Origin of the sequence: Bradyrhizobium sp. B124 (genome assembly GCF_038967635.1) — a bacterium.
GTDB lineage: Bacteria > Pseudomonadota > Alphaproteobacteria > Rhizobiales > Xanthobacteraceae > Bradyrhizobium.
Genome location: NZ_CP152413.1, coordinates 7,978,222 through 7,999,333, shown reverse-complemented (window position 1 = coordinate 7,999,333; position 21,112 = coordinate 7,978,222). Strand labels below are relative to the sequence as shown.

Annotated in this window: 19 protein-coding genes; 15 read left to right on the top strand and 4 right to left on the bottom strand. The window is 56.0% G+C overall.

Annotated elements, in window-relative coordinates:
- The first annotated feature begins 165 nt into the window (after nt 1–165).
- The 5 genes from AAFG13_RS37705 to AAFG13_RS37685 all read left to right on the top strand — a co-directional run bounded on the left by AAFG13_RS37705 (nt 166) and on the right by AAFG13_RS37685 (nt 3,641).
- Entirely contained in the window at nt 166–375 is a 210-nt protein-coding gene (locus AAFG13_RS37705; protein ID WP_342710058.1) for a hypothetical protein, read from the top strand.
- Nucleotides 376–1,172: 797 nt separating this feature from the next.
- Nucleotides 1,173–2,246: a radical SAM protein gene (locus AAFG13_RS37700; RefSeq protein ID WP_342710057.1), complete on the top strand. Its 1,074-nt coding sequence runs from the start codon at nt 1,173–1,175 to the stop codon at nt 2,244–2,246.
- Nucleotides 2,247–2,290: 44 nt separating this feature from the next.
- Complete coding sequence (locus AAFG13_RS37695) at nt 2,291–2,515, top strand: hypothetical protein (RefSeq protein ID WP_342710056.1); 225 nt, start codon at nt 2,291–2,293, stop codon at nt 2,513–2,515.
- Nucleotides 2,516–2,523: 8 nt separating this feature from the next.
- On the top strand, nt 2,524–3,477 hold the full coding sequence (locus AAFG13_RS37690) for a methyltransferase domain-containing protein (RefSeq protein WP_342710055.1): 954 nt from the start codon (nt 2,524–2,526) through the stop codon (nt 3,475–3,477).
- Nucleotides 3,477–3,641, top strand: coding sequence for a hypothetical protein (locus tag AAFG13_RS37685; protein ID WP_342710054.1), 165 nt, complete (start codon nt 3,477–3,479; stop codon nt 3,639–3,641). The genes AAFG13_RS37690 and AAFG13_RS37685 overlap by 1 nt, the downstream gene beginning before the upstream one ends.
- 422 nt (nt 3,642–4,063) lie before the next feature.
- Here the strand turns inward: AAFG13_RS37685 and AAFG13_RS37680 are convergent, their stop codons facing one another.
- Nucleotides 4,064–5,251: a glycoside hydrolase family 18 protein gene (locus AAFG13_RS37680; RefSeq protein WP_342710053.1), complete on the bottom strand. Its 1,188-nt coding sequence runs from the start codon at nt 5,249–5,251 to the stop codon at nt 4,064–4,066.
- A 341-nt stretch (nt 5,252–5,592) separates the two neighbouring features.
- Here AAFG13_RS37680 and aepX point away from each other — a divergent pair, with 341 nt between their 5' ends.
- The 6 genes from aepX (at nt 5,593) to AAFG13_RS37650 (ending at nt 11,890) form a co-directional block, all read left to right on the top strand.
- Entirely contained in the window at nt 5,593–6,522 is a 930-nt protein-coding gene (aepX, locus tag AAFG13_RS37675) for a phosphoenolpyruvate mutase (RefSeq protein WP_342710052.1), read from the top strand.
- A 310-nt stretch (nt 6,523–6,832) separates the two neighbouring features.
- A complete protein-coding gene (locus AAFG13_RS37670; protein WP_342710051.1) occupies nt 6,833–8,005 on the top strand; it encodes an aminotransferase class I/II-fold pyridoxal phosphate-dependent enzyme in 1,173 nt (390 codons plus the stop codon).
- Nucleotides 8,006–8,090: 85 nt separating this feature from the next.
- The gene (locus AAFG13_RS37665) at nt 8,091–8,900 is read left to right on the top strand and encodes a phosphocholine cytidylyltransferase family protein (protein ID WP_342710050.1); all 810 of its coding nucleotides are present in this window, start codon (nt 8,091–8,093) and stop codon (nt 8,898–8,900) included.
- On the top strand, nt 8,894–9,499 hold the full coding sequence (locus tag AAFG13_RS37660; protein ID WP_342710049.1) for a CDP-alcohol phosphatidyltransferase family protein: 606 nt from the start codon (nt 8,894–8,896) through the stop codon (nt 9,497–9,499). The genes AAFG13_RS37665 and AAFG13_RS37660 overlap by 7 nt, the downstream gene beginning before the upstream one ends.
- A 409-nt stretch (nt 9,500–9,908) precedes the next feature.
- Entirely contained in the window at nt 9,909–10,691 is a 783-nt protein-coding gene (locus AAFG13_RS37655; RefSeq protein ID WP_342710048.1) for a methyltransferase domain-containing protein, read from the top strand.
- An 11-nt stretch (nt 10,692–10,702) separates the two neighbouring features.
- Nucleotides 10,703–11,890: an MFS transporter gene (locus AAFG13_RS37650; RefSeq protein ID WP_342710047.1), complete on the top strand. Its 1,188-nt coding sequence runs from the start codon at nt 10,703–10,705 to the stop codon at nt 11,888–11,890.
- Between the two features lie 754 nt (nt 11,891–12,644).
- On the opposite strand, the gene AAFG13_RS37645 is transcribed toward AAFG13_RS37650, so the two are convergent.
- The 3 genes from AAFG13_RS37645 to AAFG13_RS37635 all read right to left on the bottom strand — a co-directional run bounded on the left by AAFG13_RS37645 (nt 12,645) and on the right by AAFG13_RS37635 (nt 16,197).
- Nucleotides 12,645–14,909: a pentapeptide repeat-containing protein gene (locus tag AAFG13_RS37645; protein ID WP_342710046.1), complete on the bottom strand. Its 2,265-nt coding sequence runs from the start codon at nt 14,907–14,909 to the stop codon at nt 12,645–12,647.
- A gap of 420 nt (nt 14,910–15,329) precedes the next feature.
- The gene (locus AAFG13_RS37640) at nt 15,330–15,842 is read right to left on the bottom strand and encodes a hypothetical protein (RefSeq protein WP_342710045.1); all 513 of its coding nucleotides are present in this window, start codon (nt 15,840–15,842) and stop codon (nt 15,330–15,332) included.
- A 214-nt stretch (nt 15,843–16,056) separates the two neighbouring features.
- On the bottom strand, nt 16,057–16,197 hold the full coding sequence (locus AAFG13_RS37635) for a hypothetical protein (RefSeq protein ID WP_342710044.1): 141 nt from the start codon (nt 16,195–16,197) through the stop codon (nt 16,057–16,059).
- An 845-nt stretch (nt 16,198–17,042) separates the two neighbouring features.
- On the opposite strand from AAFG13_RS37635, the gene AAFG13_RS37630 reads away from it, so the two are divergent.
- From AAFG13_RS37630 to AAFG13_RS37615, 4 genes are all read left to right on the top strand, one after another.
- Nucleotides 17,043–18,248 (top strand): hypothetical protein, encoded by a 1,206-nt coding sequence (locus AAFG13_RS37630; RefSeq protein ID WP_342710043.1) that lies wholly within the window; start codon nt 17,043–17,045, stop codon nt 18,246–18,248.
- On the top strand, nt 18,241–19,050 hold the full coding sequence (locus tag AAFG13_RS37625; RefSeq protein ID WP_342710042.1) for a hypothetical protein: 810 nt from the start codon (nt 18,241–18,243) through the stop codon (nt 19,048–19,050). The genes AAFG13_RS37630 and AAFG13_RS37625 overlap by 8 nt, the downstream gene beginning before the upstream one ends.
- Nucleotides 19,051–19,395: 345 nt before the next feature.
- Nucleotides 19,396–19,728 carry a hypothetical protein gene (locus AAFG13_RS37620; protein WP_342710041.1) on the top strand — a complete coding sequence of 111 codons (333 nt, stop codon included), beginning with the start codon at nt 19,396–19,398 and terminating at the stop codon, nt 19,726–19,728.
- 229 nt (nt 19,729–19,957) lie between these two features.
- Complete coding sequence (locus AAFG13_RS37615) at nt 19,958–21,106, top strand: PLP-dependent aminotransferase family protein (RefSeq protein WP_342710040.1); 1,149 nt, start codon at nt 19,958–19,960, stop codon at nt 21,104–21,106.
- Nucleotides 21,107–21,112: the final 6 nt, after the last annotated feature.

Below are 21,112 nucleotides of genomic sequence, written 5' to 3'. Positions count from 1 at the left end.
AACGGTAGCAATCGTGGCCCAACGCTGCGAAAATGGGAAAGAGCCTCGTTCGCAGTGATTTCACCCAATTTGTTGCTATTTCGCCGCGTTTTCAAGATGGTGTAAGATTGGAGTCATTCGCGGTATTTCGGTTTACGTTTCTGACCAAATTGTCAGGAGATGAATATGTCCGACCGCATCCGAAGCGCCAGCGCCTCGCACGCTGAGTTCACGCGAGCCGTGAATGACGAACTAGCCAAGTTCGAGCGCAGCGAGCGGGAGTTTCGAAAGAGGGACCGCGACGAACGGGCCAAAAGATTGCAGTTGCCGGTGGAAAAGTACGACGCAGAAGATTGGCGCATGCGGAAACTATCAAGCCCGCTTCATCGAACGTGAGGCATTGGGACTCGCAATACCCATCCACGATGCAATTGGCACATTTCCGAAATGCCACGGATTGAGCATCGAAGAAGCCCGGCAAGTCGCGTCTGGGCCATGAGGAGCAAGTCCTTCGAGAGTTAATCAAACGCGTGGGGCAGAGCGCCCCACTCCGGAAACCGTGCGGCGCGCTAACAATATCTGCAAAACAACATTACTCGCCCCGTGACAAGACCAGCACTCATTTCCGGTTGCAGCCGTTCCGACATAACTTCGTTGCTCCAATTCCCCGGTTCGTCACGTCCGCGACACATGATGTTCGACTGAAAGGCCCGAGCCCTCGCAGTTAAGTTGTTGAATAAAATGCAGGACGGCTTTTCGGGCCTTCTCCCACGTACTTGGCACGACTCTTGAGTGCCGTCGGGTCCCGGCGGCAGCAGCTGCCGACCGGCATCGATGATTGATCCGATCACTGTGGGGAAGACAACAATGAAGACTGATATGTCGGCGTACTGTGTGAAGGAATCGCTGAAGATGCATCTGCACTTCGGGAAAGCAGGCCTTGGCTGTTCACAGGGGCCGTTGGCGGACTTCGCAGCGTGGCAGCCGATGTAGCTAGCTATCTCCGCGAGCATCCGGCTTTTTACGCATAAGCCGCACAGCTAGGCCTGAAGAGCACAAGTATGAAAACGCCGCGACCGAGTGCGGATTGGCAGCTTCCATGGAAACTGTTGATCACAAGGCATGAACTAGTGGCGTTCGGCAAAAGACGACGTTCAGGCATTCGCCGGCTTTGGCAATCAACGAGTTAGGTCATGGATTGTGTGGATTTTCTTCGGGCAAACATAGCGAAAAAGGAGTTGCCGACCTACGTCTATGGTTATCCTTCCAAGCGCGCTTATCGGGCTTTTCCGCAGCCACTGCGCATAACTGACGTCATCGGGCAGGCTAGGCGTTCTAAGCAAATCAACATCTATATCCATATCCCGTTCTGCCGCTATCGCTGCACCTACTGCACCCTCTTTCTTACAACGCGCCAAACACCGGCGACGAGGGAGTCTTATGTGGTTCGGCTGGCAGAGCACATCGCGCGATATGGCGAATACTTCGGAGATCGAGAGGTTGTAAGCATCTACTTCGGCGGCGGCACGCCAACCCTGCTGACTCAACATCAATTCAGCGATCTTTTTGCCGCGCTCGACGCTGCATTTCCAAAACGAAGCCGGAAATGTGAGATTACGGTCGAGAGCGCGCCAGGCAGTTTCGACAACAACCTTCTGGAATGCCTGAAGGGGCATGGCGTCAACCGAATGAGCATGGGTATCCAAAGCATGTTAGCCGGCGAGCTTGCGCACACTGGTAGACCATATTCGATCGAGACTGCAGAAGCAGGAATCAAAGCACTGACGAAATGTTTTTCCCACGTCAATCTTGATCTGATCTACGGCCTGCGTGGTCAAACCCGCGACTCCTGGAACTTTTCGCTTGGCCGCGCGCTCGACTACGAGCCACAGACACTCTCCCTTTACCCCGTCGTTGTTCGTCCGATGACAAACATCATGACCTCGAAGGCGCACACCCCCGAATTATTCTTCTCTGATGCGGAAAAGTATGAGGTCTACGACCAGAATGTTGCTCTGATGGCGTCCAAAGGTTACCGCCGGGAATCCTTTACGCGTTTCACCAAGATCGCCGGCGACCGAGCCTACCGGCAGGAGAACTCGGATTTCGAGGGAACGCCCCTGCTAGGATTAGGAGCTGGCGCCAGAAGCTATTTCGGGCAATATCACTATGGTTCGGACTATGCCGTCGATTCGAATGCGGCTTCGTCGATCATCAGCGCTTTCTCGGCTCGCTCCTTCGATCCTGAGGCGATCGCATCGCACTGACGCCGGACGACCTCGCGCGTCGCTACGTCCTGCTTGGCCTCACGTTGTCAGCCCTGAGCAGAAAGAACTACGCTTCAGTATTCGGTCGCGAACTGACGGCCGATTTCGGCGAAGAGCTCAAGGCGATCGAATGTCTGCAACTCGTCGACCTGGCCGACGGTGATACTTATCAACTGACTCACGCAGGATTCAAATATTCTAGCATCGTGGCGAGAATGTTTTACTCAGACACGATCGTGGCTCTCGAAGAGCAATATCAGGCAGCGTGAGGTGCAGTATGCAAGAGGTCGCGAAGCATTCACCATTCTGGTGGGACCAGGGCTACGCCGAACCCAACGTATCGTGTATGGGTGGTCCCAGCCCCGAAATCTTCGAGATAGCACCAGCTCTCCGCACGAAGAGCGTGGTTGTGGAGCTGGGTTGCGGGGAAGGCCGCAATGCCCTCTATTTGGCTCATTTTGGTCATCAGGTGATCGCGACCGACATCTCCGAAGCCGCTATCTCCAAACTGAACCGGCTCGCAGGTGATCTTGGCGTGAACATAACGAGTGGGGTCGCTCGTGTTGAAGGCTTCCAGCCGCCTGCTCACCTGGACGTCTTTATAGCGCATTGCGTATTGCATTTCACCGAACGGGGAGTCTGGAAGCCGCTCGTCACGACCTTAATGGATCGAACGCGCCCTGGGGGATTTCATTGCTTCACGAACACGCTCGATCAACCAGACCATCCTATTACGAAGGAGTCTTTGGCATCTGGTCACAAGAAATCGTTCCAGCGCGGCGAGCTGGAGGCCATCTATACAGAAGCGGGCTGGGAGATCTTGCGTTCCGATCATTACATCAAATGGGACTCGCACCCTGGCATTCCAATCCATTCACACTGCATCGAGAAAGTTGTGGTTCGTAGACCGATTGGATCTGAAGATCTTCCGCGAATGAGAACTGAGCTCATCAAGGAAGCCGGAATAATTCCTTCCAAACAGTTCAATTCATTGAAACTTGGCACACCACGCGCTGCCATAATTGAAATACTCGGCTCGCCGCCAGCCAGCCATCTGGTGACGACTGACCGAAAAACAGTTGGCGGCAATAATCGAGAGGCCATAGCGGACGGCTACGTACGTGAGGATATGATCTATGGTGATCACGGCCTTCAATTCGTCAATGAAACGCTTACCGGCAAATATCGATACTTCACGCCCCCGGTGCGCTTGAGCATTCGAGATGAGTAATGCTCGAACGTTTTCTCATCGACCGCCATGACCGCCCGAAATTCGTTGCGGATCACGTCACCACCATCACCAAGATCGCAAGGGAACGTGCCCATGCTGGCCGGTGCCTGGCGGTGATCCAGGCGTTTGGACAACGTGTCAGTTGGCAAAACACGGTGAACTGAGGCCGCGCCTACCGGCCCCGAGATTCTGCGTCCTGGCTCATAGGTTCGTCAACCGCCTTCGTTTTGAGGGAGACGAGCACCAAACACGCCAGCCTGTCAGGCTTCATCGACGGGGTTTGGTCTGCTTGGTAGCCAAGACCACCTTCCCCGCTGGAGAAGCCGCAATATAGAAGGGGCTTTGGCAATGTAGTCTAACCTCAAGTCCCTCAAATTGGCGTGCCAGTCCCTCAAATTAGGTGCGCGTCACCGAAGAAAGCACGCATTGCTGCCGGCATGCCTTTGGAACGATGCTGCCTGTTGCCGGTTTTTCGACAGAGCCGTTTTCAATCTGACGTGGCTCTGATTTCATAGCACCGCTCAGAATCGCGGCCGGCTCGAGGCGCGCCGATGACGTGCTTTAACGCGGCGCGCTGACCGCACACCTATTCGGATTTTTGCGATGGAAGGGTGCCGGTGCGGAGTGCTGCGAGCAGCGAGCCGTCGTCAGCAAACAGGTCCCAAATCATGATCCCGGCGAGTGCATGGGCGCGCGCGTACATCGCCTTGCGTGCGATCGAGAACGGATCGTCGTAGCTGATCCATATTCGCCGTTCAGCGTCGTAGAGCCACGGCACTTGGGCCTCGTCGCTCCAATACCGGCGAAAGCCCTGCTCTTCCGGTCGCCGGGCCACGAGATCTCGATAGTCGATGCCATCGCTGCCTCCCCACTCCGCGCTGGCCGTCGTCCCCATTTGGAAGAGCCCATTGTTCTGCGGCGGAACGTCCGCAACGGCTCGGCCATAGAAGGCGACCCCCAGCGTCAATTTGGCGGGCGGCACCCCGGCCCGCACCAAGGCATTCACGCTCGCATCGACATTGAGATCGGGACTTGGATCGCCGGCACAGGCGAACAGCGGAGCATTGAAACCGGCAAAGGCCGAGCCCGCGTGATAGTCGTAGGCCATCAGATGGATCCGGTCGACCAGCCGGGCCAGATCGGCCGCCTCCAGATTGACGATCTTGTCGGGGGCGGCCGACACGGCAATGGTGAGCTCCAGCTTCCTGCGCTCCGATGCGGAAAACCTGTCGAGCTGTCGGCGGAGTTCCGCGATCATGAGCGTGAAATTATGCCGGTCCTCAGGGCGCTCGAGATTACCGTCACGTCCTCCCGAGACGGGATATTCCCAATCGACATCCACACCATCGAACAGACCGAAATACGGCCGAAGGAACGTCTCGATGACGGATTGGGCGAGCCGCGCGCGCGAAATCGGCGTGGCAGCGGCTACCGAGAAATATTTCGATCCGCTCCAGCCGCCCAACGAAACCAGGATGCGAAGCTCCGGATTGTTCCGCTTCAGTTCGGCGAGTTGGGCGAAATTACCGCCGAACGGGCCCGACGGCGAGGTTCCGTCACAGGCTCCTGCGTCGAGGCAACGATCCGCAAGTTCAGCCAGCCCTTCCGCCGAAACCGTGCCGAAGGCGTACATCAAGTGGGTCAGTTCGCGTGCCGGGATCGTCTTGATGCTTGGACCGCCCGTCCGGGCCTTCCATGGGGCGATATAGCCGGCGATCACGGGAGCCCTGGCCGGCGCGGCCCGCCCCTGCTTCACCAGCGCGAGTCCGTGCACGAGCGTAGAAAATCCGGCTGCAGCGAATGTTCGACGATCAACTATCACGGCTTACGACCTTATGCCCTCCATCTGATAGTCCTGTCCGCCAACCGATAACGCAATCACCACTCCGATATCGCCCGCTATCGGTAGCGCGACTTGTCGACAGGTGATAGGAGGTCCGGGCCGTGACAGCCCGTACAAAGTGCGCAAACGGCCGAAACGATCCTCCCCATCTTTGGCGATACGCAACAATTGCGGGGACCGACCAACTACCAGCTCTCGTAATTGATCTCCTTGACAGAAACGTGTCACGTATCGAGCGCTGAACGTCGGCCGCAAACGGAGAGGGACTCGGCATGCAAGACCAATCACAATCTGTCCTCGCCAACGGCCCTGATTCCACTGATATCTCACATTCCGAAACGCTGCGCGCTCAGGTCTGCTCCAGCAGCGAACTCGCGTTCCTCATGGAAGCGCATGACGGCCTCTCCGCCGCGATCGCTGAGCGCGCAGGTTTCAAGGGTCTTTGGGCGTCAGGCCTGTCAATTGCGTGCTCTCTGGGATACCGCGATGCCAACGAAGCATCGTGGAGCCAACTTGTAGATGTGGTCGAGAGGATTGTGGATTCATCCCGCTTGCCTGTTCTGGTTGACGGGGACGGTGGCTTCGGGAACTTCAACAATGCTCGCCTGCTCGCGCGCAAACTGCGTCAGCGCGGCGCGGCCGGCGTCGCGCTAGAGGACAGCTGTTTTCCGAAGATAAACTCGTTCGTTGGTGACCGACATCCGCTCGCCGACGTCGATGAATTCTCCTGCCTTCTGCGGGCAGTGAAGGACACGGTCGCGGACGATCTCATCCTCGTGGCCCGCATCGAAGCATTAATCGCCGGGCATGGAATGGACGAAGCAATTTCGCGCGCCCACGCCTACGCCGACGCTGGCGCCGATGCAATTCTGATTCATTCGCGAAGGACCGCCGCGGACGAGATCCTTGCTTTCGCGCGGGCCTGGCAGAACAGGCTACCGATCGTGATCGTTCCAACGAGATATTATCAAACACCGGTCTCTGCGTATCGCAAAGCCCGCATCTCCACAGTGATCTGGGCCAACCACTCCATGCGAGCGGCAATGGCTGCTATGCGGCAAGTTTGCGGCCGCATTATCGCTGAGGAGAACACCGCGAGCATTGAGCCCGAGATTGCGACGCTCGACGAGGTCTTCGAACTGCTAAGGTACAACGAACTCGCCCGTGCGGAAGAGCGATATCTGCCCGAGCTACGGTGCTAAGTTTTTACGATTTTGGATGATCGCTGTCATGAAACCGTTTGTTGCCCTACCAGTCCGCGCGGCCGACGTAAACGGCTCGCAGCTTGCATCGACGTAGCGTGAAGCGGCAACAAGTTTTCCGTGGCGTAGCCGTAAATTACGCCTTCCCTCGGCGCAGCCTGCTCACCGTCTCAATGGAATCGAATTGCCAAAGAAACGATGAGGACGATGAACCCTATCACCTTGAACGAGTGGGCTTCCTTGCTAGGTGTCAGACAAGTTCGGCGCCGCGTGTGTAAGCCTGACATCTTGAATTGAACGGAGGGCGCACGTGTTGTCGCAGCGGTCGGCCATGTTGAACTCAGACGCCGGCGCAGCGTGGACTGCAGCCGAAGCGGCGGCGGCGAGCGCCGAGCAAATCATCGACTTGACGGCCGAAGAGATCCGAACGGACCTCGCACCAATGGTGCGGGAAGGTACAATCATCGCGATTAATCGCAATACTACAACCGAACCGGCGGAGTTGCGCCATGCATTGGCACGAAAGATCTCTGCAGAGACTGATCAAGATTGGTCGGCCGACGAAATCGCCGTGACGGGAGGTTCCAAACAGGCCCTCTTCAATGTGGCTATGGCTCTTTTGAATCCTGGTGACGAGGTGCTCATCCCCGCTCCACACTGGACGCCTTTCCCTGCGCAGATTCTTCTGGTGGGCGGGACGCCAATCTTCATCCAGACCCGTCAAAACAACTTTGTACCGAAGATAACAGATCTAGCTGCAGCCGTGACATCAAAGACTAAAGCAATTGTTGTCAACACGCCCAACAATCCGACCGGCACGATCTACAACCGCGACACGCTTGCTGATATTGCCCAGCTTGCTATCGACCGGGATCTCTGGATTGTCTTCGATGAATGCTATGGGGCTTTTGCCCATACCCCACATACCCATCATCCAATCGTTTCAGTCGCTCCTCCCGCACGCGCTCGTACTCTGATCGTCAACTCGTTCTCCAAATCGCTGGCCCTCACCGGCTGGCGGATCGGCTATGTTGCCGGCCCCCGGGCTGTTATCAGCACTGTCAAGGCACTTCAAAGCCATACAACTTACAGTCCGAACGTCATTACCCAGCATGCGCTACTCCATCACTTGGAATCCGCCGATGCCAGTTTCCAACAGAAACTACAGCGTCATGTCGCCGACGCACGAACGCTCGGGCTGTCGATCTTATCGACATTAAGCTCGATCCCCCAACCAACCGCCCAAGGTGGGTTTCACTTCTATCTCGATCTCAGCGGCTGGCAGCGGTGCGCCAAGAGCGCTGGTCCCGAGTTCAATGCCGATCACGTCGCTAACGTGTTGCTGACGGACGCTGGCGTAGCGACCGTTTCGGGCACAGCCTTTGGCGATCCGGCCGGGATTCGTCTTTCCTATGGTGTCGATCCCGAACTGCTCGGCAAGGCGCTGCACCGTCTGACGGTAACCCTGAACACGTGGAATTGAATTCTTCGGTCCACCTGCAGCCGGCTTGTCTTGCTCCTTAACAGTCGGAACGAGGACACGACACCGATCAATGATGGATACTGCGATGACAATGGATGCTCCCAAGAACGCCGTCATTCTTGCCGCAGGATTCGGTTCTCGCTTGAGGCCGTTGACGGATTTACGGCCGAAGCCCCTAGTCGAGGTCAACGGGACACCGATCCTGTTCAATGCCTTGCGCAATTTGGAAACGGTTGGTGTCCAGCAAATAACGATCGTTGTCGGCTATCGTAAGGACGCCATCCAGTATGCCTGCGGCCGCCGCTTTGGTGGACTTGAAATCAACTATGTCGAGTCGTCTACCTTTGACCAGACCGGCAGCGCATACTCCCTGTGGCTGGCGCGCGACGCGCTTCTGTCTGGAGACTGCATTCTTCTCGAGGGAGATATATTCTTCGAGGAAGACGCGCTGCGCTACTTGAGGATGGACCGAGCAAGCGCTGTGGCAGCTGTCGCTCCGTTTGACGAACCCATGGAGGGGTCGGCAGTCCTGCTGTCAGACAGAGGCTTCATCACGGCTTTTCGCATGAAACAGACCGCGGCAAGCCTCGTTCCGGGTGGCCCACATCTTTTCAAGACGCTGAACCTGCTACTGTTTTCAGCGACAACCCTGAGGACCATGCTCGTTCCGGCGCTCGATGAGATCATCGGATCCGGAGCTACGCAGGCCTACACAGAAGAGCTTCTCGCCTATCTTGTGGAACGCCGCGGCCTACAGCTGGCGGCGGCTCGCTGCGACGGACTGAGGTGGTACGAAATCGACAGCACCGAAGATCTTCGTATCGCGGAGCGCATATTTTCAAGTGCGACAGCCACGATCCCTTCCACGTTGCAGAATAGGGGGATCGAATGCTGAAATACCTTTGGGATCCAGCAAACGCTATAACAATCGGAGGCCTCCTCTTCTCTTCTGCGAGCTTATTTTTCGCGCTCTCCGAACAAATCGATTTTTCCATTGCAGCGGCGCTTTGGGCTGTGCTGGCAGACCATCTCGATGGCGTCGTGGCGGCTCGCACAAGGAATCGTGACCGAGATGTTGCGAAGATTGGAAAGAGCCTCGATGGCTTCGGTGACATCATCTACGGAGCGGTCTTGCCCGCAGCGAATGTGATCCAACTTAGTCAGGCCTCCGTTCTTGCCCTGGCAACAGCAACTACGCTACTCGTCGCGGGAGCAACGAGGCTTAGCTACTTTGCGAACTTCGGCCGATCTCCCGATGGACGCTTCTTGGGCGTGCCGTTGTCATACGACGTACCGCTACTTGCGCTCTTTCTTCTTCTCCAACCGATGATCCCTGGTGAAAGCTTTGCGCTTATCGTAAATATCTGCTTCTTGTTGCTCGCTATCGCTCACGTTGCCCCCCTTCGCGTGCCAGCCCCCAGCGCCCCCGCATATGCGGCAATCAGCGTATTCGCGGTGGCGGCCTCGGCAAGCTTAGCAAGCCGCGGCCTGTGAACCCGTAGGTTCTCGCCCTGTTCATTACCCTCATGGCAATCCGAGCCGATCAACCTGGGGCTTCGCGACCTCGCCACCGCAGCCAAGCCGGCTGGAATAACGCGGAGGGAGCGCGCATCGGCCGGATCTAGTTATGGCATTAGCCCGGCCGCGCGATCGAATTGAGCTTGCCAGCGAAATATGCTCGGCCGGCACGGTTCTTTCCTGCTGTGAGCTACTTACTGTGTGAGATCAAGTAGTGCTCCCTACGTTCTCTGTCGGACATGTCGAGCCCCTGACACGGACCGCCTGCCACACCATTCGCCGTTGAGGCCCCAAGGCAAACTAGCGCACACTTCATCAATTTACGTCGGCCGCCGATTGGCGCGGCTCTTGCAGCCCCTCGATCCCGAAAGTGATCGAGGACAGAATGCAAATTGCCAACATGCCCTTCCCTGGAAGCTTCTCGGAGGTCGCGGAGGCTTATCCGAAGCGCCCACCTTATTCCAGGCGAATGCTCAAGATGCTCGCTGGTCAGGTACAGACGATTTCAAACAGCCCGACCTTCGCCGATATCGGGGCTGGCACGGGCGCGATCGCCTATGCGCTCGCTGACATGGGTCTTTCCGGCTACGCTGTCGAGCCCGATAGAGAGATGCTAGCGACGGGGCACAGGCTCGGCTTATCCTATCCAGCCGTATCGTGGATTAATGCGCCCGGGGAGCGAACTGGCCTGGCCGACAGTTCGGTGGATTGGGTCTGCTACGGCACCTCGTTCCACTGGATTAACACGAGTGAAGCACTTCGTGAGTGTATCCGCATCCTACGACCCCACGGATGCGTCACAATTGCAAACCTCCTTACGGACCTTGAGACTGATCCATTTCACATCGAAATCGAAAATCGGATACGCGATATCGCACCAGGTCTGAGGCGAGCCCGCCCTTCAATCGCCGCTCAAATGGAGACTTACGAAGCACTTCTCAACCAGTATCCCGCTTTTGGTAACTGCATCTCTTTGGCGAGCACCGAAGCGATATCCACGAGCGAGGAGCGATATGTCGATTATTGGGCCAGCTCACTTGATATCCCGAATCAAGTGCCCCCAGAGACTTGGCATTACATATTGCAAATGATCGCGGAGATGTTCCGAAGCAGACAGCCGGCGAGTTTGCGATTTCGCTCAACGGCATGGCATGCTCAACGCAACTGAGCCTTTCGGCTATGAAAAGCAGCGACAAGGATGACAGATCCATTGTCCTTGCTCTTGGGCTTGCAGAAATCATCCATTACGGCACGCTCTATTACTGCGTTGCTGTCGTTGCCAACGAAATTTCTCGTGATTTTGAAATCACAAATCAATGGATATTCGCATGCTTCTCTTTTGCACTATGTGCAAGCGCACTCACGTCGTTCATAGCCGGACGCCTTATGGACCAACACGGCGCAGGCACAACGATGAAGATCGCCTCGGTTGCCGGAGCGGTCAGCCTAGGAATGGCGGCAGCATCTCGGGATGTGATCGAATTCTCCCTCGCGCTCTTTGGCATGCAAATAGCATCTACTTTTCTCTTCAATGAGGCCGGATTTGTACTTTTAGTCCAGCGAGATGCGGTCAAAGCGCCGCGGCAGATCACTCGTTTGGCGTTGATTGTCGGGTTTTCGTCAACATTGTTCTGGCCGCTCACATCCGGGCTGCTTACCTTGATGTCCTGGAGAGCAATCTTTGGAATCTATGCTGGCGCCAACGTTTTCGTTGCTCTCCCGTTGGTCGCATGGGCTCTTCAGAGACGATCCGCAGGCCCGCGAGATCACTGCAGATTCTACGGCTCGCAAGCGCTCCTGACGTCTGGTCCCAGGTTGATTGATTTTGTCTTGATAACCGCCGGCTTTTCGCTCACGGCATTTGTCTTTTCGGCGTTCGTTGGCCAGATGCTCCCAATCCTCTCATCTTATGGTTTGGGTCAGGAGACAGCCGTGGTCTCGGCCCTGTTCGGACCGTCTCAGTTTCTGGTGCGCCTCTTTGTACCTTCGCTCAGCGAGAGAATGACCGCAATTCAACTCACTATTGTTTCATGTGTTCTGCTTTTTCTAGCTACGGTGGTCATTCTATTATGGCCACGGTCTCTCCTTGGCGCTGCGACCTTCATTGTCTTGCTCGGTTTCAGCTCCGGCCTTAACAGTATCTGTCGCGGCACTCTGCCGCTTTCAGTATTTGGGAAGGATCGATATGCGAATTGGATTGGGTTCATCGGCGGTATCCGATTATTAGTGGCATCATTTGCCCCAGTCTTTTTCAGTTCTATCCAAGGTCGGCATGGCATAACGATCGCCTTGTCGTCGCTTGTGCTCTGCGGAGCGGCAAGCGTATTCGCGTTTGTGCTCCTGGTACCGTATCGTCGTCGCGCTTGATCAACATCAATCCAAAAGGGATGACTCGATTCGACGATTAGGGAGTTTCCGAGCAGCTCGTCATTTGTAATAAGCTCGGTGTTTTCTCCGTCCAACGTTCAGCACTCCAACTTAATCGATGCCAGCTGGAATAAGATATGGACGCGCTTGGATGGCGCCTCGAAATCGACCGGCTCATCGAGTCGGTTGAACTTAAGGGTTCGATCGTCGAATCGGTGCGAGCGCGATCTCACCGATCATGGCTAGCGATGAGACCGCCTCTTCCAATAAGTTGCTATCGGTGGATGCCGCGCTGGACGATAACCGTCAGCCATCCTCTCAACAAAGAGAAGCCCTGTAACGGGTCAACTGACCGTCCATTCAGCCGATGTCCTTCCGCTCGCGACAGCCCTCTCCTGGTAGGCTGCGCTCCATTGTCGTTCACTGATTCCATTGCTTGCCAGAGGCTTAAATGTGGTCCTGTCGTTGCTCGTACGGCAGAGTCTTGGAGCAAGAAGGCTAGGAGTTGTAGTCGACGGATTATGGTTCCTTAATCTAAATCTAGCCGTGAACCCATAAATCTGCCGGGCGGACAGCCGCTATGCCCCGATAGCGACCAAATTCCGCAGCGCACCGAAATGACGCGATGGGCCAATAAGAGACATCTATCCTAGGTCAACCTCAAATACTCTTCTCGCGCAAATGACGTTCTCCAGGCGCCATCACGCCCTCTAGTTTGTCAAAGAGCGGGGACCGGGAGCGATCCTGACCTGAACTACTCGACAAGACCTACTGCGCCAAGACAGTCGGGATCGCTGCCGTCGCGCGCCTTCCTGATGCGCTCGATACTCCGGTTTATTTGTTCGTTCGCTTCCGTACTCGTGTCGACGGAATTAGAGGGCCAAGCCCGTAGCAATCGATGAACGACATGACGTGCGACATAGGGGGCCCCCACCGCCACGCAGGCAATAGATTCGAGCCGTGCGGCGAGGGCTTCTTCGTGGCTTTTCTGCGTCGCGGATTGCTTGGCCCAGTCGGTCCAGAACCCTTTCTCCGCGTCATCCTGCAACTTAGTCCGAGCGCTGGGCCTCAGGGGTTCGAAACCTTGAGTAGCGCGCGCCTTTGCAATTCCTGGCAAATCGGAGGTCGACTTTTCGAGAACGGTGGAAAAAGTCTCATCGTCGAGAGTCTCCGGCCGTAGAAATTCCGGCGCTACGGCTCCGCTCATATAGGGCTGGAAATCATTTTTGACATAACCCCGCTTACTCGGCAACGCGTCCGTCGGTAAACTATATTTCTCGTCGAGCGGGTGAGTAACATTTTCGTAGAAAGTGTAGTCAAACCATCCAGCTGAACACTCTTCTTCTTTTTTGACCACCGTTTGAGAGCGGTCAGCATTCTGGAAGTTGTTTCGAAACGGTACGAGGCACATCAACGACGCGTTTGGCAGAGCAGCGTCTTTGAAGGATACCCCTTGAATGCGCGCACCAAGAAAACTCGCGGCGTGAAGAAACGTTCCTTCGAAGGACGATCCCTGCAGCAACGTGTTGCTCGCATCAACACCTTGCATCCGGGAATCTCGGAAGTTCGCGGCCTGAAGGGAAGAATAAGCGAGGCTCGCACCTTCCAAGCTTGCGCGTTCGAAATCGGCTGCAAATAGCTGAGCATTGCTAAGATCGGCGGCGATCAGTCGCGCACCGGAAAACGTTGGCCCGCGACCAACAGCGCCACTAAATCTTGCGCCCAAAAGCACAGAGTCACTAAAGTCTGTGCCGGTAACGGTCGTATCGTTCAGGGCGGAGCCACTCAACTGTGCGCCCTCAAACGAGGCCCCATCGAGGTGGGCGTACGCCAAGTTCGCGCCATTGAGTTTCGCGCAAACGAAATTGCCCTCTTCCTTGTAAGTCAATTCAAAACCGCCTGTCGGGCCGCGGAAGGTCACGATTGCGGACCCCGCACAATCGAACTTGGAACCTTCGAGCCTTGTGCCTCGCAGGGATGCATGCTGCAAATCAGCGGCCGAAAAATCAACACGGACGAGGTTTGAGCGGTCGAAAATTGCCCTGCGGAAACTGCGGCCGCGCACCGACAGGGAAACGCTGTTAGAAGGAGCGCCCGTGACCTCAGCAAGCTTTGGGTCATCCGGCAAAATAAGCCGATTGGCGAACGGAAGAACGCCTCCTTTGCTAACGTAGTCGATCGGATCCGATGATCCTTCGAATAATTTGTCCGTAATTGCGTGCGGGAAATGTCCTTCGAGCTTGTTGTAAATCCACTCACCTGGAAAGACCGCTAGGAAGACCGAAGTTGTGGCTACAACCCCAATAAACAGCAAAGCCAAAATTCGTCCGAAGAGAACGAGAGGACGTGCCGTCAAAGGCCACAGGAACCACAAACACACGCCGACATCGATGAGAACAAAACTTCGGTGGAGCCACGACATGTGCTCATGCTGATATGGCAAGAAGATCAACTGCGTCAGCAGGAGCAACGCTACCGGCATCGCAGTCATTGTGAGGCCAGCGATTAAACCATTTGCAATAGACACTCCGCCAAATGTCTCGCGATATCGCGCGCTCACCGTTGCCGAGATGATCGAGTTATCGAGCCTTGCGCGGACGGCTCTTCGGCCCGCAGCGATTTTTATCGCCATGCTCCGTGGCTGTCTCAGAGCATCTTCATATGTCTGGATTTTTTCGGACAGACCTTTTGTCAATACGATGAGATAGGCGTGTACGGCGAGGATCAGGGTCGGGGCCATTAAAAAATAGACCTTCAGGGGCAAATCGGCATTGAAAATTGGCAGTCTGACTGTCGAGTCCCTGAATAGCGTCGCTGGCGTTACACCGTAGGTCGCGATAAAGATGTACACGCAGAGCGATATAAAGGCGATCCATACATTGTTCACGCTCTTGGCCGCCTCGTTTACGGCCCTCTCAATCGCGTTGAAATCGTACGGATCAGGCTCTTTGGGCGCCTCTTTTGTCCTGGGAATGTCTTTGGCTTCCGATTCGGCGCTCAAATTCGGAACTTTGTCCATGAAACAGGAACCTCGTTCTGCCAATCGGAGAATCTCTGAAGCCCTCGCCAAAGTCCAGCGTCATGCTGAAGACATAAGGTCTCTTTCGGGTCATTCGCGACCGGGGCGAGCGAGTAGCAAGTCCGGCCAAGTCCGCTACGCCGCCGAAAGCGGAAGTATATTCAGAGCATTAGCAGCACGGCCACGGGGCGTCGCCGGTTGACGGCGCCGCTCAAGACGTGATTCAAGCTCCGAAACCGGAGCCTCGAATCATCCGCTACGTTAGTGTCGCTTGCCTTAAGCGATCGGGCACTTCTGCGCTCGTGAGATCGGAACGTCGCACGGCATCAGATTGCAACACTGACCTGCGCTCGCCTCAAATCATCCAAATCGGTTGAACCAAAGTGATCGCTGATCTGCCCGTGCAGGGCCATCTTATCTTCAATCCACTTCTTTCCTGTCGACGGCATCAAGCAAATACATGAGATTTACGTAGAATAGCCAACCTGCCTCAGTGAGGGCGTATGTGCTGCCCTGGTCGGTTATGAGATCGGCGTCAATAGCATCTTTCAGCGCCGCTGCTGTCTCTTTGGGAATGGCATTCCACGCAATCCTTTCCTTTTCGAGCTCTCCGCGAAACGGAAACGAGACAATGCCACGCTCTGGAGCATTGAAAGGACCGAATGCGGCATGGGGCAGCTCTCGGTTAACCAGGAGTTCTCGTACGTGCGCCTTCCGGGTACTGATGTTCTGAAGGTTAAACCTTCGAAAGTGACTTAATGCGCTGCTGCCATAGCCGATGATCTCGTCGTCTTGATAACCATAGATTAGATCATGGTACAAAAACTTCGGCGAGTGTTGGACAGGGCCGCCGGTCGTTCGCGAGGCGTCCGCAATTGCGAAACCGTACCCACTTATAGGGGCGTATCCCAGTTTGCGGAACAACTCTCTCATTAATTCGGAGGATTTCCTGCATCCTGCTCGTCGCTCTATCTCCGCTGATGAATGAGTATTCGTTGGTGAGGTGGGCTTGCCAGAGATCAACGTCAACCTCGTCTTGCCGGCGAAGGTCGAGTGCCTTCTCGGCGCCGGCCGGACTGCCGTGGATCTCGATCTAGCGGGCCAGCGAAAATGAGAATCTGCTCGTGACCGGCACCAACTTCAAAGATCAGGCGGAAGCGCCGAGCCTTACGCCCTGACCGAAAATCGGTCGAACGCCGCCGCCAAGGTCTGCAAGCGGCTCCATATCCCGCAGATAGATCTCGGCCTTGAGAAGCGCGATTTCGTTACAGCTTGCTTTCGTCGACATCGACGCACCGCGATCGGGGTCCGCCACCGCTCTCGTCGCTCGAAGCCGAGGTTGTGAGGAGTTTTGAGGTCGAACGGCGATCTCTCCGCCCAGACCCTTATCGTCCTCCTTGGGGGCCTTTGCCGCGGAATGAACCACACCCAGGCGACTTGACGTGAGCCGAATGTCTCAGATCGTCGGGGAAACGACAATGTTGCCGACCACGCTCGTTGAGCCTATCGCACAAGCGGCTAGCAACTGTCATAGCGAGCCGGGGAGTTGGCGGCCCACATCTGACCTCGATCGACCTCGTCAGAGCGCTTTCGTTGCTCAAGTTGCGACGTACCGGTAAAGCAGTCGAAAGCGTTGCATATAACGCTCGGGTGGCAGCGCGGGCAACTCGAACTGCGCCGAACTCCGACCTCTGATGAGGTCCGCCATTGCGCGCAACAGCGGACCGAATACGCGCACGAACCACGGTGCGAATTCATAAAGTACATGCGATACCTTTCCATTCCTGCCTGAAGTGCAGAAAAACTGCAAAAACAAGCGGGCTAGTAGGCATTGTCCGCAATGGACGGCCGAGGTTGATGAGATTACTGCGCGGCCTCCCGGTATGTTCGCTGCAAGTCACCCGCCGGCTCCCGTGAAGGGCTTGCTCTTTGAAAACTCCGGCGGCCAACCTAGATGAGCGCGGCGAGCGCATGATCGTCGACGCGTCATCCAGGACCCCACGGTCGTGCTTACCCAGATGCAGCTGATTGATAAAGAGCGGATTGGGTTCTGGGGCTAAGTCGGTAAAGTCCTGTCAGCACCTGGAGCTGAGTCGATAATTCCTATCAGGCTGCAAATCAAGTTGAGAATTTTTGTCATACAACCTTGTTTGGTTCTACAGCGCCAACTACATCGCGCATCAGCAGGTGGGATGCTCGCTCGAGTTTTCCAACTTCGAAGCAAAGATAACGACCGCCCGTAAAGGCGACCGAACGAAGGAGCGCGCCTTGCCTTACGAGATCGATTTTCTGCGTCCAGGAGACAGCAGTGGGGACGCCATCATCATGAGGTGGGGTGAAACCAAGGACGGACCGTTTTACATCAACATCATCGACGGCGGGTTTACCGACACGGGTGATCAGATCATCGAGCATGTCGAGAAGCACTACGCCAAATCCGCTAAGATCGCGAACGTGGTACTATCGCACGCCGACAACGACCACGCACCTGGCCTGATTAAGGTCCTCGAACACTCGAACTTTACGATCTCCAACCTCTGGATGAACAAACCGTGGGACTACGTCGACGAAGTGATCGATAGCTTTCATGGCGCTTATACCCGCGAAGGCCTGATCAAGAAAATGCGCGAGATGCACCCCTACTTGGTGGAAATGGAGAAGATCGCGAATAAGCGCGGCATCACCATCAACGCTCCTCTGCAGGGCGCGAAGATCGGCCCGTTCACCGTGCTCGCTCCCAGCCGCCAGCGTTATATCAAGCTGATTCCCGATCTGGACAAGACGCCGACCTCGTATGCCAGTGCATCCAAGGGAGTTCTCGGCTCCCTATTCAAGGCAGCGGCGGACGTTACGGAGAAGGTCCTGGAGAGCCTGGGTTACGAAACGCTGGACGATAACCCGCCGGCAACCACAGCTTCGAATGAAACATCGGTGGTCCAGTGGGCTTGCTTCGGTGACAAGCGTATCTTGTTGACCGCAGACGTCGGACCAGAAGGCCTCGCCGAGGCAGCTGACTACGCCGAGCAAATCAGTCTGCAGATCCAGCCGACGCTGGCGCAGATTCCGCATCATGGCAGCCGCAGAAACGTGACGCCGACCGTACTCAACCGTTGGCTTGGCAAGTATCCCGCCGAGCACCGAGGTCACGCGATTGCGTCGGTGGGCAAAAACGCCGACATCTATCCTCGCAGGAAAGTGGCGAACGCATTCACGCGGCGCGGCTACGAGGTCTATGCCACGCACGACGGGTGGATCAATTTCGTTCACGAATACGACAGGCGTTCAGGCATGAAGGACGCCGACGTCATTCCGTTCAGCCCGGACGTAGAGGATGACTAGGGTTCTGCCGAAATTCGACACGTACACTGTCTATGCGCGTCTATTTCCTGCCATCATAGCGGCCGCCCCGGCGATTGCGCTCGCCTGGGCCGTTATTGCTGGCAAGGAGGTAAGGCTGGTGCAGGCCATCTCCGGCACCGCGTTGACGGTGCTCCTGATGGTGCTGGCCGACGTTGCCAGGCGCAGGGGCAAGGCGATCGAGCCGCGCCTTAACGAGCAAATGGGCGGGCTGCCAAGCGTTACGATGCTTCGCCATCGCGATAAGACCTTTGATGCAGCCATAAAGACCCGTATGCACGGCTTGCTGGCGGCGAAACTGGGTGAAGCCGCACCATCTTATGAACAAGAACTGGCCGCCCCAGAACTCGCTGACGGCTTCTATGCCCGCGCCGGCAACTGGTTGCGCGAAAACACGCGCAACAAGAAGAAATTCGACATCTTGTTCAATGAGAACGTCACCTACGGCTATCGCCGGAACCTTTTCGCGCTTAAGTTGCCTGCCCTCGCGCTGAATGTGCTGATCGTCATAGGCTGTGCCATCTACCTGCTTTATCCATGGGCCAATCACGTGCCTATTGACGCGCTACCGGTTTTTGTCATCGCGTTCCTGCACGCAGCCTACCTGGCGATCTTCTCGACACGTTCGGCGGTCGAGGAGGCATCTCGCACTTGCGCACGCCAACTCCTGATGAGCACCGAATCTCCAATTCTCAGAAAGGATGTCGCGGCGGCCAAGCCTAAGGCAGTTCGAACCGGCAAGCTTAAACAGCCAAAACTCTCGCCTAGCACCAACCCTGATTGATGCTTCTGGAAGAGCCGACGTTTCGCCGCAGTTATGCAACCGCCGACGGACTCTTACAGTTTCGGATCGCGCAACCGGCACTACTCGAGCGGAGAACCCATAAGCACCTGTTCGGTCGGCCGCTTGTCTTGGCATTGGCCGTTCCAGCGCCTCTAATCTACGCTGCCTCTCCAATCCTCCGGCATATGCCTTTGGTCGGTTACGCAGGACCGCTCTCGTTACGATCAGGTCTCTTGCCCAAGTCGCCGTCGCTAACGGGGCTTAATGCAGCGACGAAGTGGCTGCGATCAGAAATGTGGTCTGTATCAGCCAAACCAATACGGTCTCTCCTGCTGATCCTCTCCCTTGGTGTTCTATCCGGTCGCTCCCCGCGCGACGACATTCCTAGTTCACATCGGCGGGACAGAACCGCGGCACAGAAATTTGTCTTGGACCGATCAGTTTTCAGGCGACAGTCAACTACCAACGACAACAGTTGATCCAAATGCGGAAGGCATGGCAACCTTTGACGGCTTATTGTGGGTCGACTTCGAAGGCTTCCGGCAAGCACTGCATGCATGCAAGCAAGAACTGTCCAATGGGCTGACGGGTGGTCACCGCTCGCTGATATCGGATCTCGCGAGCTTTGCTGTCTTCCTTCTGCAAATTCGCTGCGGCTCACTCGGTCCAAAAAGGTGATGATTACAAACAACAACTCCAATTTCATGAGCGACATCTATCTCGATATAATAGTGATGGTCGTACGTCCGTTGAATGAAAATTCAGCAGAGTCCGTCCCATTTGCGACCGCATTGATCGTTTTGACAATTTAAGAGTCAACGAACTCGGCGATACCGGCACGAGCCGTGACCGGCCTTGCTCTCGCCCTCCTCAGTATCTGGCGCAGTTGTGCTTCGAGGAATTGATTATGGATACGAGAGCGGTCTCAAGCCCTGGCTCGAAAAGCAGCAGAGACAGAGCGGTTTCCCCTGATGGCGTGATTCGGCTCGCGCTGAACCACCCTCCTCCAATCACCGATGTCTTCAATCCGAGGATTTTTGCGGCTCTGAACCGCGTTTTGGTCAAAAGTCCGCCGGTCGAACTAATGGCAACTCATCGATGGATGGGCACTGAACATGACAGACAGCAAGGGGCTATTTTTGCAGGGCGTCGCCTCGGGGCAATACCAGATCCTGATCGAGTAGTCGTCACCCATAGCACGCAAGCCGCACTTCACGTGCTTCTCGCAGCTATCTTGCGAAACGGCCGGTCGCTTGCCGTCGAACAATTGAGTTATCCACCAATTCGCTCGTTCGCTGCCCGCTATGGCATCCGGGTCGTAGACGTTGCAATCGACGGAGATGGCCTCAATCCAGACGCATTCGACGAGATTTGTCGACAGGAGAGACCAACTGCTCTGTACCTGCTCTCGACGTACCAAAATCCGACAACAGTCACAATGTCTCTCGGTCGCAGGCAACGTGTTTCTGAGATCGCTCGCCGCTATCAAGTCCAACTCATTGAAGATGATGTCTACAGTTTGCTCGCGGGATCGCCGCTTCCGCCTATTTCATCGCTCGTGCCCGAGCTTTCCTGGTATTTGCTTGGGACAGCAAAGAGCTTTGCTACGGGCCTGAAGCTCGCATTCGTGGTCGCCCCGAGTGGGGCGGAGGCAGCGCGAGCCTTCTGGCCCGGCCTTCGGGCAACGGATTGGATGGCAAGCCCGTTGAGCGCGGCTCTCATGGCTGAATTGATTTCGAGTGGCGACGACTTGGAGATTCTTGCTGCGGTAAAACGCGAACTTGCGGTGCGTCATCGCCTTGTTGTAAATGGCCTCAAGGGCAGGCCGCTGGCTAGCGACCCAGGTTGCCTACATGTCTGGATGCCGATGAATGGCTTATCCAGCAGCGAAATCGCCGCCGGGCTTCTCGCGCATGGCGTTCAGGTTGCGGTCAGCGCCTCCTATGCCAGTGATGGCTGGACACCACCAGAAGCAATAAGATTTGGCATTGGGAATCCTGAGACAAGCTCAGTCCTGGAACAAGCAATTTCGAGAATTCGCCTCGCACTCCCCTAGCCCGGC

What these genes read in the sequence shown, in the direction of transcription:
- AAFG13_RS37705 (WP_342710058.1), top strand. Translation starts at nt 166, where the DNA reads ATGTCCGACCGCATCCGAAGCGCCAGCGCCTCGCACGCTGAGTTCACG.
- AAFG13_RS37700 (WP_342710057.1), top strand. Translation starts at nt 1,173, where the DNA reads ATGGATTGTGTGGATTTTCTTCGGGCAAACATAGCGAAAAAGGAGTTG.
- AAFG13_RS37690 (WP_342710055.1), top strand. Translation starts at nt 2,524, where the DNA reads ATGCAAGAGGTCGCGAAGCATTCACCATTCTGGTGGGACCAGGGCTAC.
- AAFG13_RS37685 (WP_342710054.1), top strand. Translation starts at nt 3,477, where the DNA reads ATGCTCGAACGTTTTCTCATCGACCGCCATGACCGCCCGAAATTCGTT.
- aepX (WP_342710052.1), top strand. Translation starts at nt 5,593, where the DNA reads ATGCAAGACCAATCACAATCTGTCCTCGCCAACGGCCCTGATTCCACT.
- AAFG13_RS37665 (WP_342710050.1), top strand. Translation starts at nt 8,091, where the DNA reads ATGACAATGGATGCTCCCAAGAACGCCGTCATTCTTGCCGCAGGATTC.
- AAFG13_RS37660 (WP_342710049.1), top strand. Translation starts at nt 8,894, where the DNA reads ATGCTGAAATACCTTTGGGATCCAGCAAACGCTATAACAATCGGAGGC.
- AAFG13_RS37655 (WP_342710048.1), top strand. Translation starts at nt 9,909, where the DNA reads ATGCAAATTGCCAACATGCCCTTCCCTGGAAGCTTCTCGGAGGTCGCG.
- AAFG13_RS37650 (WP_342710047.1), top strand. Translation starts at nt 10,703, where the DNA reads ATGAAAAGCAGCGACAAGGATGACAGATCCATTGTCCTTGCTCTTGGG.
- AAFG13_RS37645 (WP_342710046.1), bottom strand. Translation starts at nt 14,909, where the DNA reads ATGGACAAAGTTCCGAATTTGAGCGCCGAATCGGAAGCCAAAGACATT.
- AAFG13_RS37640 (WP_342710045.1), bottom strand. Translation starts at nt 15,842, where the DNA reads ATGAGAGAGTTGTTCCGCAAACTGGGATACGCCCCTATAAGTGGGTAC.
- AAFG13_RS37635 (WP_342710044.1), bottom strand. Translation starts at nt 16,197, where the DNA reads ATGTCGACGAAAGCAAGCTGTAACGAAATCGCGCTTCTCAAGGCCGAG.
- AAFG13_RS37625 (WP_342710042.1), top strand. Translation starts at nt 18,241, where the DNA reads ATGACTAGGGTTCTGCCGAAATTCGACACGTACACTGTCTATGCGCGT.
- AAFG13_RS37615 (WP_342710040.1), top strand. Translation starts at nt 19,958, where the DNA reads ATGGATACGAGAGCGGTCTCAAGCCCTGGCTCGAAAAGCAGCAGAGAC.